We start from the raw sequence: 13980 nt of genomic DNA on the forward strand, positions 1-13980 counted from the left end.
ATCGAGAGACAGAAAAAATGAGGTGATTCCAATTGTTTCACCTCATCGATCTAAAATATGTTGCCCTCATTCTATCAAACCTGTTTACAATCGCAATTAACCCAGACGCAATTTGTGACGCTAGAAATCTTGGTCGAACTGTTGCACAAAGAGCGCAGAATTACGATTGAACGCTTAGCCACTCTATTTCCGCAACCGATTCTATTTGAGAGCAGACGACGAAACATTCAACGATTCTTGAGCTTGCCGCAACTGACTCCGCAAGCGATCTGGTTTCCGATTGTCAAGCAGTGGGTCAAGCGACATCATCCCCGGAGCAAACCACTTCATCTGGTGATTGACCGTACCCAATGGCAAGACCATAACTTGATCATGGTGAGTCTTGTGTACAATAAGCGAGCGATTCCATTGCACTGGATGTGGCTGAACAAGCAAGGACAGAGTTCACTTGTTGAACAACGAAGAGTGTTACGCCCTGTGTTTCATCTGTTGAAAAAGCATCGCTTCATTCTGCTCGGAGACCGTGAGTTTCACAGCATTGAACTGGCGGCTTGGTGTGTAGAAAAGCGAGTCAAATTCGTGTTCCGTTTACCGAAGAGTACGACCGTCAAACCAGACGACAGCAGCAGGTTTACGCGCCTTGATGACTTGCCGCAAACGCCCGGAATCACCGAGCAATATCTGCAAATTCAAGTGACGCAAAATCGCGGGTTCGGCAAGCACAATTTAGTCTTGCGCCAAAAGCGTGCCTACCGTCAATCGAGTTCGGATGCTTGGTATCTTCTGACTAATCTCGTCGATGCCGAACAAACGCTCAACGCTTATGCCACTCGCTTCTCGATTGAACCCCTGTTCAAAGACTACAAATCCGGCGGCTATCACCTCGAAGATTGTCATGCCGATTTCGGGCGTTTTACTGCCCTGCTGGTCCTGATTGCCATTGCCTACTCGATCTCGACCCTACAAGGGCGGCGCATTCGCAAAAAACAAGTGCAGCGTTACGTCGCTCGTGTGACTGAGCCAAAGCGGACAACAAAGCGTCACAGTGCTTTCTGGATTGGCTTGTATGGCAAGTTATGGATTGAACCCTTGAATTTGTGGTCAACCTTGGCAGGTCAACTGATGGCACTCAAGCCGCAAAAACGCCTTTTCTTTCAGCGAGGTCTCAACGCCATTTCCCTGATTCAGTCTGCTCTCTAGCTTCGTTGTCACCCCTTAAGCTTAGTGAGTCAAATCATCGATTGGGCAAAGCAGGCTCATGCTAACAGAGTTCGCTTATGGGTGAACCGTGAAAATACGAATGCTGCACAGTTCTACCGTCGTTGTGGCTTTAATGACACCGGAAACACTGTCATCTTTCCTGCCAAACCCGATGCTATTGAACAGGAAATGGAATACAGCTTTTCTGCCTGTAGCGAATTTGCAACTTAACAAAAGGCAAAAGTAACTCAGTTAATTTAGTACTAGTGTACTGATATAATACGATCGTTTCATCAACTTCCAGCTAAAACTGATCAAAGTACCGCTCCGAATCTCTGATCTGCCCAGTCTCAATCTAACTCATGCAGGATTCAGATATGGACAATAATCCCAGCATTCTTTCGCACGTTTCGATTGGCACCAACGACTTTGAACGCGCGATCGCTTTTTACGACGCTGTATTGACTCCTTTGGGCTGCAAGCGACTGATGGAATACCCAGGGGCGTTAGCTTCGCTACACGGGTACGTGTTCGCATATGGCAAGCAGTATCCTGAATTCTGGATGGGAACCCCGTTCGATGGACAGCCCGCAACCGTCGGCAATGGAACTCATATCGGCTTTATCGCTTCCACCAAAGAAGCTGTCCATGCCTTTTACGAAGCAGCCTTAGCAGCAGGTGGCGTAGACGAGGGTGCACCTGGTGGCAGACCTGACTACAGTGAGCCGTACTACGGTTGCTTTGTGCGCGATCGAGATGGTCATAAAGTAGAAGCAGCCTTTTGGGATACGCAACTTGAGCAAGCCCTCAACCAAAGCAAGTCTGGATAAGCTGGACTCCTGAACAATTTCATTTAACTTGTAGAAGAGGAATTAACCATGACCGTCAAATTCATTCCCGATGGTTTTCATACCGTGACTCCTTATCTCACCGTTCAAGGCGCGAATCAACTGCTTGAGTTCATGAAAACTGCGTTTGATGCTGAGGAAGTTCTTTGCGTGAAACAACCGGATGGCACGATCAGACATGCAGCCGTCAAGATTGGTAACTCAATGGTTGAACTCTCTGAGGCAAAGGCAGAATGGACACCGATGCCTGGAGCAATCCACCTCTATGTCAGTGACACCGATGCGGTTTATCAGCGATCGCTTCAGGCAGGTGCAACTTCACTGCAAGAACCAACGGATATGGACTACGGTGAGCGGGGTGCTGCTGTGAAAGATGCTGTCGGTAATCACTGGTATATTGCTACTCATTTGGGAGATTTATCTTCACAGGAATTGGCAAGGCGAGAAGCAGGTTTCGCGAATCAGTCACACTAAACTCTTTTTGTCGTTTCAGTGAGTCATTGGAGGTTGTATGTCTGACATTCCCAACATTATCCACATGGACGATCTGGAATGGAAGGAGGAGAATTACTCTGAACATTACGCAGGTTGGTCAAAGCGTTTGTCCTCACCTGCAATAGATCGCAAATCAGGTCATATTGGGGTGAGAGTCGATCGGCTGCGTCCTAAAACGCTCTCCTGTCCGTTTCATTACCACATGCACGAAGACGAATTTTGTCTGATTCTCAGAGGCGAAGCGACACTTCGGTATGGTGATCAAACGATCGTTGTAAAAGAAGGGGATGCGATCTCATTTCCACGCGGCGAACGAGTTGCCCATCAGTTCTATAACCACACAGATGAAACAGTGGATATTCTCATGATGGGCGAAAATCTGCCGCATGAGGTGTGTTACTACCCAGACTCCGACAAATGGTTGTCCAGATCGATCGGCAAAATCGGCAAATTTGAGGGTACTGATTATTGGACGGACGAACCCGACCCGCCTGTGATCAAATCTCAGGGATGAAGGTTGATTACATCCATACTTTCTCATACTGGAGATTCACAATGAACAAGACCTATAAGGGAAGCTGTCACTGCGGCAAGGTTTCCTTTGAAGCCGACCTCGATTTGAGTGCAGGAACTAGCAAGTGCAACTGCTCAATCTGCGCCAAAACGAGGTTGTGGGGTGTGATTGTCAAACCCGAAGCGTTTCGTTTGCTGACTAGCGAAGCTGACTTGAGTGATTATCAGTTTGGCACTCGCAGCGTTCACCATTTGTTTTGCAAGCACTGTGGGGTGCGATCATTCGGACAGGGCTATGTCGAAGAAATCGGCGGGGCTTTCTATTCCGTTAACATCGCCTGCCTAGATAACGTGGATGACGAAGAACTCGCCAACACGCCCGTTCACTATCAAGATGGGCGCAATGATAATTGGCAGTCCTCACCGATCGAAACCCGGCACCTTTAACGTTGAAAATCAGATTTAGCTGGCCTGTCACAACCCAAGCGGCTACCTCGTCTTATGAGTGAACAGGTCATTCAACGAGAGGTTCACCATGCAGGCAAGACTAGATCTAAACGCCAACCCAGCGGCTTATCGAGCCATGTTGCAGCTAGAACAGTACGTCCAAGGCAGTGGGATCAATCCAACGCTGTTGGAACTGATTAAAATTCGAGCTTCACAAATTAACGGCTGTGCGTTTTGCATCGATATGCACACCAAAGATGCCAGACTTCACGGTGAAACCGAACAGCGAATTTATGCTCTCAATGGCTGGCGCGAAACGCCGTTTTTTACGCCTGAAGAACGGGCAGCATTGGCATTGACCGAAGCCGTAACGCTGATTGCCACCAATCCTGTGTCTGATGCGCTTTACAAAGAAGTAAGCCAGCATTTCTCGCCTGAGCAAATTGCTAATTTATTGATGGCGATCGTCACGATCAACGGTTGGAATCGGATTGCGATCGCCGCCCGCACTGTTCCTGGCACTTACGAGCCACCTACACCAGATCAACTAAAGGCTTTAGCAGTGTGATGCAACGGACTCATTTTGTAACCACGATCGTCGTCATTCACACGATCGTGGTTGCACTTCACGGTTTAGCACACCAGAAAATCCCTGTTCCACTTTCTCTGGCTCAAAGTCTATTTGTGGAGATTGTGATTGTGCTGGCTCCGATCGCTGCCGCGATTTTACTTTGGACACGGTTCTACCAAATGGGTCACTGGCTCTTCTTCGGTGCGATGATCGGAGCGCTTCTATTTGGGATCTACAATCATTTCATCGCAATCACACCCGACCACATTTCTCAGATTCCCTTTCAAAGCTGGGGGGTGTTGTTCCAAGTTACAGCCATCTTGTTACTGATCACAGAAGGATGCGGAGTGGCTCTATGGACACTGAACACGATTCAGCAGCAGATTCTATAAATTCGCTTGAGGCATTCAATCACCATCGCTCACTGCTGTTTAGCATTGCGTACCGGATGTTAGGCACGGTGAGCGATGCGGAAGATATAGTGCAAGAAACCTTTCTGCGCTGGCAACAAACCCCCAGAACTAGGGTGCGATCTGCAAAAAACTACTTAGCAACCACAATCACGCGCCTCTGTATTGATCATCTGAGGTCTGCACGAGTTCGCCGAGAACAGTACGTCGGACCGTGGCTCCCGGAACCCTTACTAACACATCAAGACCCAGCCGAGCAGGTGGAGTTAGCGGATTCGCTCTCAATGGCATTTTTAGTCATGCTGGAACGTCTATCACCGATCGAGCGAGCCGTGTTTTTGTTGCGCGAGGTGTTTGAGTATGACTATCCTGAGATTGCTCAAATCGTAGACAAAAGTTCTGAGAACTGTCGGCAGATTTTGCGACGATCGCGCCAACATCTCGCGGCTGAACGTCCTCGCTTTCCCGTTTCACCCCAACAGCAAGAACAGATCACAAGCCAATTTCTCGCTGCCTCAAGCCAAGGCAACCTACAAGATTTACTGACGCTTTTAGCAAAAGATGTTACTTTCTGGTCAGATAGCGGCGGTCAAGTTCCGGCTGCCTTAAAGCCGATCCGAGGCGCGATGAAAGTGGCTCGATTCCTGCTGGCGATTCAGCAAAAATGGCTACCAACCGCGAGTGCTGAGTTAGTTGAGATTAACGGGCAGTCTAGTCTGCTCATTCGGAACGGCAATGACATTCATAGTGTGATGACGTTTGAGATTGTAGAGGGCTATATTCAGACTATCTATAGTGTGCGGAATCCAGAGAAACTGAAACGATTGAGCGAGTTTGTCGAGTTGTAGGAGTGTTTGCAGGTTGTTGAAGCAAAGCTTGTCCACTCTGTAGTTGAAGGAGCGTTACAGATATGAGCGCAACAGAACACAACATCCTATCTGTGGGTCAAATTCTCTTAACAAGTTTTTATGTCCTGATCTTTCCAATTCTCGTGCTGTTCCTTTCTGGCGATTGGGACTGGCTGGAAGGCTGGATACTTGCGATCTGGTATGCCAGCGTCACGTTGTTAACTTTGATTTATCTCTATCGAAACGATCCAGCCTTGCTGCAAGAGCGGTTTAAGCCGCCAGGAGCAGAAAACGAAGAAAGATGGGATCAGTATTTTCTGTATGCGATCCAGATTCTTTTTTGGTCTTGGATCGTCATCATGCCCCTAGATGCGAAACGATTTGGCTGGTCGCCAGACTTTCCTATCTGGTTAAAAAGTTTGGGCGGTGTTGCTTTAGTGCCCGCTTTCTTTTTGTTTTATCGATCGTTTACCGACAACACCTTTTTATCTCCCTTAGTCAGAATCCAATCTGAGCGAAAGCAGCACGTCGTTTCCACAGGTGTTTATGGATTTGTGAGGCATCCGATGTATCTGGGTGGAATCTGTCTATTCATCGGAACCCCGATCTTACTTGGCTCTCAATTCGGTATTTTGCTGGGGCTTATCTTTTCGCTGCTGCTGGTCGCGAGGATTGTTGGAGAAGAAAAGATGTTAGTCGAAGAATTAGAAGGGTACGAAGCGTACAAAACCAAAGTAAAGTATAGACTTCTTCCTCTAGTCTGGTAATTCGATCGAAATCAAGGGAACTCTGACTGACTCTTCTCAAAACATGGTAGACAAAATCGTTGGAGGATGATCAACGTGACAAACCCAAACGCTTTCATCTTAAGAGCCGAGCAAATTGCTGCCGATCAACAAAGCTTTTCTCACCCCTGGAACTCGAACTCTGAACTATCAGGAACTCAACTGGGGCGTAAAGTCGGGCTGCAGCGCACAGGAGTCAATTTCATCCGAGTGCCGCCTGGTAAAGAATCGTTTATCTATCATTCCCACCATGCCAATGATTAGGTAAACGCAACGACCCGGTGAGAGAGAAGGTCACAATGATGGAGAGTAAAAGTGGTTTGCGTTTGGGATTGATAGTGTTCTCCTACTGCATGATTGCCTACGGTTGGTCTTGGTCATTCTGGTTTCTTTCGACGCTGGATCATGCTCAAGAAAGTTTTCTATACCTTGTCTTGAGAGCAATTGGCATCTTTGGTCCGACTGTAGCTGCAATCGTTGTGACTACTTGGCGATCACAACTGGTAGAAGTCCGTTCTCTACTCGTTCAGGGTTTACGTTGGCGATTTAGTTGGCAATGGTATGGCGTTGTTTTCGGCTTACCGCTTTTAATTTTTTCGCTGGCACTACTAGTTCACATCGCAATGGGAGCAACAGCATCGCGGTTTTTATGGATTGATAAACGGCTACTAGAGCCACTGAGTTTTATCCTGATGCTGCTGATTGATGTTCTACTAGCACTCGGCGAGGAGTTTGGTTGGCGGGGATTTTTGTTGCCAGCCTTGCAGTCCCGATACAATGCGCTGTGGGCAAGTGTATGTCTTGGAATCATCTGGGCATTTTGGCACTTACCTTTATTTTTCATTCCAGATGAAATACAGCAACAATTACCTTTTCCGTTGTATGTATTCCATGTTGTTGCGCTCGCAACTATCTTTACCTGGGTGTACAACGGCACTCAGGGTAGTGTGATTAGTGTGACTATTTTGCATACCTCAGTCGATTTCTGGGGAGTTCTTACTGTCCTACCCCAGAATACAGGGAGCCTGCGACCTTTTGTGATAGCTAATCTGTTTCTAGGGTGCATTGCTATGTTGATCGTTTGGCAAGGCAGAGCAACTCATAAAGTGGTTGGGCGAACACCCTTCGCGTGAGCCGCAGGCACCGATGCAAAGTTGATTTATCTGTACCCAGTTGCATCCGCAGGTTTGCCCATTGTTTCTACTTCTTGAATATAGCGCCATGCATCGGGCTGAGAACCATCAATGTCAGTAAAGCCATAAACCTGCGCCAGTTGACCACTGGAAAGCGACTGTCCATTCCAGCGATCGATCCTTGGATCACCTGCAAGATGAGCCACCGCCCGCCCGATATATTGCGGCGTTTCCGAAATCACGAAATGCGGTTCCTTTGCAGTTGCCTCCTGCCAATTCGCTTCACCCACACCAAAATGGTCGAGCATCAGCTCCGATCGTAGCCATCCTGGCGTTAACGCCACTGCCGTACCCTGATAGGGTCGAAGTTCTTGCGATAATCCCCATGCCATCCGAATAATCGAAGTTTTGGCAAGATCATAGAACAGCGATAGCCGATAGTTCTGCTGGTTATAGTCCGCCGTTCCGTCTGTTACTTCAATCACCAAGCCGCCAGGTTTCTGGATTAAGAGCGGCAGAGCAAAATGACTGGTGATCAAATGGGTGTCGATCGCGGTTTTTAGCAGTCGCAATCCCTTCTCTAGAGAAAGCTCCCACATGGGCTGGTTAAACAACTCTGTCCAATGTTCTCCACCAATATCGTTAACGAGAATGTCAAGACGACCTTGCTCTTGTTCGATGCGTGTAATGAGCGAGCGCACTTGTTCAGGGTCGAGATGATCCACCTGAATTGCAATTCCTTTTCCACCTGCCTGATTCACTAACTCTGCTGTTTCTTCAATGGTTTCAGGGCGATCGTATTCTGATCGCTGTATGGAGGTGCTGCGTCCGGTAACATAAACGGTTGCTCCGGCTGCGCCAAGTTCTACCGCAATCCCTCGACCTGCGCCGCGAGTACCGCCAGCAACGATCGCAATCTTATCTTTTAATGGTTGCATAATGCCTCCTCAAAATTGTTCTAGATAATTGCATTTGCTTGTCCAGCGTCAAGTTGGCTCATTAAACCGACAACATCATTTTTCACCCAACTCTCAGCAATCCGACCTTCAACAATTCGCACGATTGTTATCCCCGTCATTGTCACAGCTTGACCTGTTGCGGATATTCCAAAAATCTCGCCCTGATGCGTCCCGCGTGTTGTGGCGCGTGAGCAAACTTTGTCGCCCTCGGCAATCTGGTCGTCGATCGTAATCTCAAGATCGGGAAATGCAGCACGAAACATGGAGACAACCTGCTTGATTCCTTCAGCTCCTGGCAATGTTCCAGGGGGTGCCTCGTGATAGACATAGGACGGTGACAGAAGTTGATCTAGCAACTCCAGTTGCCCTTGGTTGAACACCTGTTGAATATATCGCTGGTAAATTGCTTTGTTACGATCGCTATCGTGCTTTGTCATTATCTGCTTTCCTCAACTCTGATACTGACAGCATAAAGGCAACTTCATGACACCCTTTGTCATATTTTGGCAATAGAGTAGAAAGGAGTTCTGAGCGCTGGGAGAATTGTGATGCGAGCCGATCGACTCCTCTCTATCCTGATGTTGCTGCAAGTTCATCCTCGGTTAACCACACGCGAGCTAGCAGAACGACTCGAAGTGTCTGAGCGCACGATCCACCGCGATATGGATGCGCTCAGCAGTGCGGGGGTTCCAGTGGTCGCAGAACGCGGCAAGGGCGGAGGTTGGGGATTGATGGAACACTATCAAACCACATTAACCGGACTCAACCTGGCAGAAATTCAGGCGTTGTTTTTGCCGAAACCCACGCATTTGTTAGCCGATCTGGGCTGGAGTCAGGCGTTTGAAGCCGCATTACTCAAACTTCTAGCCGCATTGCCTGCCGCCAATCGTCAGCAAGCAAAAGTGGTGAGCCAACGGATTCATGTTGACCCAACCGGATGGCATCACTGGGAGGAAGAGATGTCAGCTTTTCCGGTTCTGCAAACTGCAATTTGGCAGGAACGACAAGTCTACTTGAGCTATGAGCGCGGGAATGGTAAACAAGTTGAACGATTAGTCAATCCTCTTGGATTAGTTGCCAAAGGGAGCATCTGGTATTTAGTCGCAGCAGTAGAGGAAGAAGTGCGCTCTTACCGGATTTCACGAGTGCGAAATGCTGCCTTGACAGACTTTCACTGTGTACGCCCAACAGGATTCAATTTAGCCGACTATTGGCAGCGATCGGTGGTGGAATTCCAGGCAAATCTTCCTTCTTACCCTGTGATAGTGCGGGTTGCTCCAGAAGCAATGTCCTGGTTGCGGTATGGGGGTTACTTTGCTCGAATTGAACGGGTTGATGCTCCCGATGCTGAAGGCTGGATTCCTGTCTCGCTGCGGTTTGATATCGAAAAAGCAGCTTGTGCGTATGTATTGGGGTTTGGCGCACAGATGGAAGTGATCGAACCTTTAGAGTTACGCGATCGGGTTTTGCAAGCCGCTAAGGAAGCGATCGCGTTCTACACCGAAGTTGAATCAACTCGGATCAATGATGCTGTAGGTTCGCAGGATTGGCATAGGTTGAGCAAAGATTGATATAATCGCTCTTCATTAAAAACTTTTCTGCTTCTGAAATTGTCTTTTGCTACAACGAACGGAATTAAGCTACTGGCAATGCTTTTAAAATTATTTGCCGCTGCTGATTACAACCGTCAGATAGAATTTAAGCAGACGAACACGTACCCGTGTAGCAAAGCGATCGAGCATCAAGGGAACTATGACTGACTCTGCTCAGAACAAGCTACCTCTCGTTCTTCCCCAGCCGCCCATTCTGGCAAGTGATGGCGCAAACTGGAAAAACATTCAATTCGCGCATTTTCGGCAATCTCCTTGTCAGGTGCCGGAGCATGAATTGCCGTTTCATGTCATTTGCATGAATGCTGGCAAACCAGTTCGACTGGAACAAGCTGTCGATGGACAAAAGGAAACCGTTGACTCAGTGCTGGGAGATTTAGCGATTTATCCAGCTTATGCAACTCAGGCATTTCATTGGGACACAAATACTGAGTTTTTCAATCTGTTTTTAGAGCCAGCATTTCTGAGTCAAGTTGGGTATGACGTGTTTGGCAGAGATCGCATTGAACTCATTCCTCACCTCGCTGCATTGTTCGATCCATTTCTTCAACAAATAGGTTTTGCGTTAAAAACATCCTTGGAAATTGACGGAGAAAACAGCAATCTTTATGCTGATTCAATGGCGCAGGCACTCGTTGTTCATCTTTTATGTCGATATTCAAGCTGTTCCCGTCCAATAAAACCTGTCACAGGTGGCTTGACTCAGCAGCAATGGAGACAAGTTTCTAGTTTTATTGATGCAAACTTGGATAAGAATATTAGCTTAGCTGAGTTGGCAGCGATCGTCCAGTTAAGCCCTTATCATTTCGCGCATCTGTTCAAGAAATCAACCCATACATCGCCACATCAATATTTAATTAATTGCCGGATTGAACGGGCTAAACAATTGATGCTGATGGGAGATTTATCGCTTGCCACGATTGCTCAAACGGTCGGTTTTGCCAGTCAAGGACATTTCACTTACCACTTCAAACGGATTGTGGGCGTTACTCCTAAAGTGTTTCGACAGCAAGAACGTTGAAAACGATCGCAAGAACCTTGAAGAAAAGCAGTTGTACATTGCCACATACTGACTGCATAAGCTGATTTCAAGGTTCGCTGATGCAACACATCCTTCATATTGATGCGAGCTACAGCGGGGAGCGATCGGTATCACGAGTTTTGTCTCGTGACTTTATCACAGCTTGGAAGAAGTTCCACCCTGAAGCTGCCGTTCTCTACCGAGATCTAGGGCGTTTTCCAGTTCCCTACATCAACGAAGCCTGGATTGCCGCCACTCATTCGTCATCCGAAATTCGTACACCAGAGATGATTGCAGCTTTAGAAGTGTCTAACCCATTGCTAGAAGAGTTCTTGTTGGTCGATGGGTATGTTTTTGGAGTGCCAATGTATGGCTTTACAATTCCGGCAACCTTAAAAGCCTACTTTGAACATTTGATTCGGCTTGGACGGACTTATGAGGTCACGAAAGCAGGGGTTAAAGGGCTAGTGCATGGCAAGAAGGCACTGTTTATCACAAGCTGTGCTGGTGATTATTCTCCAGGTTCTACTTTTGGTGAAGATCATCAGGAACCGTATCTTCGGACGCTGTTTGAATCGTTTGGTATCAAAGATGTTCAGTTTGTCAATGCTGGGAAGCTGATGTTCAAAGATCGAGAGCAGTCTATTTCATCGGCTCAAGCAAGTCTTCAATCCCTTGCCACTCAATGGTAAGGAACGACCCTATTCTTTAGGCGATCGTGCTCGTTGTAAAACACGGCTACCAACATTTGTATGAAAGGAAGGAATTATCATGTCTCATGAGAATATTGAAACCGCTCGTCGTTTGTTCAAAGCGGTTGAAACACGCGATGTCGTTGGAGTGCTTGCTACTTATGATCCTGAGATTGTCATCCGCGATGCTGCTTCACTCCCGTATGGTGGCATTCATCATGGTTTAGAAGGGGCAAAACAACATGTTGAAGGGGCGGCTCTAGCATGGAATCATCTCCAGCCGGAGGCTGCCAGAAAGATGAATGGTGTGTTTTTGGATGCAGGTGAGTTTGTTGTTGTGCTCTGGCGGCTCAACGGATTAGAAGCGAGTAGTGGTAGAACACTAGATGCGCCCGTGGTCAGCGTTTATAAAATGCGGGATACAAAAATCATTGAATCCCAAATGTTTTACTCAGATACAGTTACGATCGTGCAGTTCCTAGAAGGAACGACCTGAGCTTAAAGGTGGGCAGTCGACAAACTGCGTAGGAAATACAATCAACTGTTTTTCCTGGCGATTGCCCCCTCAACTCATCCTACAATCCCAAAGGCAACCAGCAGAAAGCCTGATCCATTGATGAAGGTATGGACGATAATGTCTGCCCAGGTACTCTTTGTTCTTTGAACAACAAACGACGTAATGAAGATAATCGGGAGCAGTGTCACCAGTAACGCGCTGCCAAATGGGAGATGAAACATCCACCAAAAGCAGCCGTGAACGAACCAGGTGTATTGTCCAAATGCCAATTCTTGTCGGGGAAAAATATAGCCCCGCCAAAACAATCCTTCTCCAACAATGTTGAAAAAGAATAGCGGCACCCAGGCAGCTAATATCTATCGGTTACTGCTGGTGAGCGGAGACACAGACATAAATGAGGGTTGGGCTGACAAGCCAGGAACAATGGCTTGCCCGGCTGCAACAATGCCATAAGTTAAAATGCCGATTCCTACGATTCCCAGCCCAGTCCATCCCAATGTCTGCCAGGATAGTTGGCTCAGCCGAAACCGAGTCAAAATAGCAGAAGTTTGCCAGAGGTTGCCCTCCAGTCGATAGAACACCAAAGCAGCGACAAAGAGCGGCAGAAAGACGATCGTTCCTCCACAAATGAACCAGGACACAACAGGGGGTAATCCGGTTGCTTGGCTAAGGGCAGGGACACCGATATGGGTTGCAGTATACAGAAGCAGGGTGGGAATCATGAAGAAGATCAACGACTCACGCAGTCCCATTGCTTGCAGGGGTAGCTTTTCCATTGCCGACTTCTACATCACAGACTTGTTCTACAATACTGCTAGCCAAAGTCAAAAATGAAGAAATATTCGGCACAGCGTTCGATCGTCCAACCTTGATAGCAACGCTCAATTATCTCTAGCTTGGGGACGAGGAATATTGCAATTCGTTTTTCAAAAGTTACTGTGACTAATTGTAATTCAAAAGGTAAAGATGGAAGACGTATTAATCGCGCTCGTTGGTGACTTGAACCCTTCAGTAACGGCACACCAGGCGATTCCTAAAGCATTAGAGAGGGCAGCAACTTGTGTAACACCTTCTGTCAATTGGTGTTGGGTCGCCACAGAGACGATTTCGTCGTCTGCCGATCTAGAACCATTCGACGCGTTCTGGTGTGTGCCTGCGAGTCCCTACAAAAACATGGATGGCGCATTGACTGCAATAAGATACGCCAGAGAAAATCAGCGTCCCTTTCTCGGAACGTGCGGCGGCTTTCAACATGCTGTAGTAGAATATGCTAGGAATGTCATGGGACTGTCAGAAGCAGATCATGCGGAAAGCAATCCAAATGCCTCCCTGCTGGTCGTAACACCGCTAACCTGTTCTCTCAAGGGGAAATCCGGCTCTGTCCACTTTGCTGACCACTCCAGGCTTGCTCGTATTTACGGAACTCCTGCCGCTGTTGAGGCTTATCATTGCAGCTACGGAATGAATCCAAACTTTGAGAAAATGCTGTTGGACTCTGATATGAGGGTCTCCGCGAGAGATGAGGATGGAGAGGCGAGAGCGATCGAGCTTAGTTCTCATCCGTTCTTTGTAGCAACCTTATTCCAGCCGGAAAGAGCGGCGCTCTCCGACCTGAACAGTCCTTTAGTGGTTGCGTTTGTAGCATCTGTCCGTCAGCAGGAGTAGGATTCAGTCAAAGTTTATGAATCTTCGCTTTATGCAACTGTTCACGTGCCCCTTGAAATAAGTGTTGATTTGGTTGCACGAGGTTTCTGTCGAAATTGGAGGCAATATCAAGCAGCTCCATAAATTCATTGAGAGGCATTTTAAGTTGAGACAAGTAGGAGATCAAGGTTATAGAGCAGTAAGGGTAAATTGCAATGAGTCAACTCGGATTTTGGGATTGGGAAGACTGTCAAAGCCAGCTCAATAGGAAGAAGGGTTTACTGGTT

Annotated in this window: 21 protein-coding genes; 17 read left to right on the plus strand and 4 right to left on the minus strand. The window is 47.5% G+C overall.

The window, feature by feature from the left end; translation table 11 throughout:
- Positions 1–57 precede the first annotated feature (57 nt).
- The 12 genes from NIES2104_RS14350 (at position 58) to NIES2104_RS14405 (ending at position 7250) form a co-directional block, all read left to right on the plus strand.
- Complete coding sequence (locus NIES2104_RS14350) at positions 58–1200, plus strand: IS4 family transposase (protein WP_058995868.1); 1143 nt, start codon at positions 58–60, stop codon at positions 1198–1200.
- Positions 1201–1224: 24 nt separating this feature from the next.
- Entirely contained in the window at positions 1225–1431 is a 207-nt protein-coding gene (locus tag NIES2104_RS14355; RefSeq protein ID WP_058998845.1) for an N-acetyltransferase, read from the plus strand.
- A 146-nt stretch (positions 1432–1577) separates the two neighbouring features.
- Entirely contained in the window at positions 1578–2030 is a 453-nt protein-coding gene (locus NIES2104_RS14360) for a VOC family protein (RefSeq protein ID WP_059001738.1), read from the plus strand.
- 48 nt (positions 2031–2078) lie between these two features.
- Positions 2079–2522 carry a VOC family protein gene (locus NIES2104_RS14365; protein WP_058998846.1) on the plus strand — a complete coding sequence of 148 codons (444 nt, stop codon included), beginning with the start codon at positions 2079–2081 and terminating at the stop codon, positions 2520–2522.
- 37 nt (positions 2523–2559) lie between these two features.
- Complete coding sequence (locus NIES2104_RS14370) at positions 2560–3057, plus strand: cupin domain-containing protein (RefSeq protein WP_058998847.1); 498 nt, start codon at positions 2560–2562, stop codon at positions 3055–3057.
- A 41-nt stretch (positions 3058–3098) separates the two neighbouring features.
- On the plus strand, positions 3099–3503 hold the full coding sequence (locus NIES2104_RS14375; protein WP_058998848.1) for a GFA family protein: 405 nt from the start codon (positions 3099–3101) through the stop codon (positions 3501–3503).
- An 88-nt stretch (positions 3504–3591) separates the two neighbouring features.
- Positions 3592–4071 (plus strand): carboxymuconolactone decarboxylase family protein, encoded by a 480-nt coding sequence (locus NIES2104_RS14380; RefSeq protein WP_058998849.1) that lies wholly within the window; start codon positions 3592–3594, stop codon positions 4069–4071.
- Positions 4071–4466: a hypothetical protein gene (locus NIES2104_RS14385; RefSeq protein WP_058998850.1), complete on the plus strand. Its 396-nt coding sequence runs from the start codon at positions 4071–4073 to the stop codon at positions 4464–4466. The genes NIES2104_RS14380 and NIES2104_RS14385 overlap by 1 nt, the downstream gene beginning before the upstream one ends.
- The gene (locus NIES2104_RS14390) at positions 4430–5332 is read left to right on the plus strand and encodes an RNA polymerase sigma-70 factor (protein ID WP_058998851.1); all 903 of its coding nucleotides are present in this window, start codon (positions 4430–4432) and stop codon (positions 5330–5332) included. The genes NIES2104_RS14385 and NIES2104_RS14390 overlap by 37 nt, the downstream gene beginning before the upstream one ends.
- Positions 5333–5394: 62 nt before the next feature.
- Positions 5395–6099, plus strand: coding sequence for an isoprenylcysteine carboxylmethyltransferase family protein (locus NIES2104_RS14395; protein ID WP_058998852.1), 705 nt, complete (start codon positions 5395–5397; stop codon positions 6097–6099).
- 75 nt (positions 6100–6174) lie between these two features.
- A complete protein-coding gene (locus tag NIES2104_RS14400; protein ID WP_202815068.1) occupies positions 6175–6381 on the plus strand; it encodes a hypothetical protein in 207 nt (68 codons plus the stop codon).
- 35 nt (positions 6382–6416) lie between these two features.
- On the plus strand, positions 6417–7250 hold the full coding sequence (locus NIES2104_RS14405; RefSeq protein WP_082689992.1) for a CPBP family intramembrane glutamic endopeptidase: 834 nt from the start codon (positions 6417–6419) through the stop codon (positions 7248–7250).
- 26 nt (positions 7251–7276) lie between these two features.
- Here NIES2104_RS14405 and NIES2104_RS14410 read toward each other — a convergent pair whose 3' ends face one another.
- Positions 7277–8188, minus strand: a complete 912-nt coding sequence (locus tag NIES2104_RS14410) for an SDR family oxidoreductase (RefSeq protein ID WP_192843587.1) — start codon at positions 8186–8188, stop codon at positions 7277–7279.
- A gap of 20 nt (positions 8189–8208) precedes the next feature.
- Positions 8209–8646: an ester cyclase gene (locus NIES2104_RS14415; RefSeq protein ID WP_058998855.1), complete on the minus strand. Its 438-nt coding sequence runs from the start codon at positions 8644–8646 to the stop codon at positions 8209–8211.
- Between the two features lie 111 nt (positions 8647–8757).
- Here NIES2104_RS14415 and NIES2104_RS14420 point away from each other — a divergent pair, with 111 nt between their 5' ends.
- The 4 genes from NIES2104_RS14420 (at position 8758) to NIES2104_RS14435 (ending at position 12028) form a co-directional block, all read left to right on the plus strand.
- Entirely contained in the window at positions 8758–9780 is a 1023-nt protein-coding gene (locus tag NIES2104_RS14420; protein ID WP_058998856.1) for a YafY family protein, read from the plus strand.
- A 181-nt stretch (positions 9781–9961) separates the two neighbouring features.
- A complete protein-coding gene (locus NIES2104_RS14425; RefSeq protein WP_192843588.1) occupies positions 9962–10840 on the plus strand; it encodes an AraC family transcriptional regulator in 879 nt (292 codons plus the stop codon).
- 80 nt (positions 10841–10920) lie between these two features.
- On the plus strand, positions 10921–11532 hold the full coding sequence (locus tag NIES2104_RS14430) for an FMN-dependent NADH-azoreductase (protein WP_058998857.1): 612 nt from the start codon (positions 10921–10923) through the stop codon (positions 11530–11532).
- A 79-nt stretch (positions 11533–11611) separates the two neighbouring features.
- Positions 11612–12028 carry a nuclear transport factor 2 family protein gene (locus NIES2104_RS14435; RefSeq protein ID WP_058998858.1) on the plus strand — a complete coding sequence of 139 codons (417 nt, stop codon included), beginning with the start codon at positions 11612–11614 and terminating at the stop codon, positions 12026–12028.
- Positions 12029–12102: 74 nt separating this feature from the next.
- Here NIES2104_RS14435 and NIES2104_RS14440 read toward each other — a convergent pair whose 3' ends face one another.
- Complete coding sequence (locus tag NIES2104_RS14440) at positions 12103–12390, minus strand: CPBP family intramembrane glutamic endopeptidase (protein WP_058998859.1); 288 nt, start codon at positions 12388–12390, stop codon at positions 12103–12105.
- Between the two features lie 15 nt (positions 12391–12405).
- On the minus strand, positions 12406–12825 hold the full coding sequence (locus NIES2104_RS14445) for a hypothetical protein (protein WP_058998860.1): 420 nt from the start codon (positions 12823–12825) through the stop codon (positions 12406–12408).
- 190 nt (positions 12826–13015) lie between these two features.
- On the opposite strand from NIES2104_RS14445, the gene NIES2104_RS14450 reads away from it, so the two are divergent.
- Entirely contained in the window at positions 13016–13714 is a 699-nt protein-coding gene (locus NIES2104_RS14450) for a CTP synthase (protein ID WP_058998861.1), read from the plus strand.
- The last annotated feature ends 266 nt before the right edge of the window (positions 13715–13980 follow it).

This window comes from Leptolyngbya sp. NIES-2104 (assembly GCF_001485215.1).
In the GTDB taxonomy this organism is placed as follows: domain Bacteria; phylum Cyanobacteriota; class Cyanobacteriia; order Leptolyngbyales; family Leptolyngbyaceae; genus Leptolyngbya.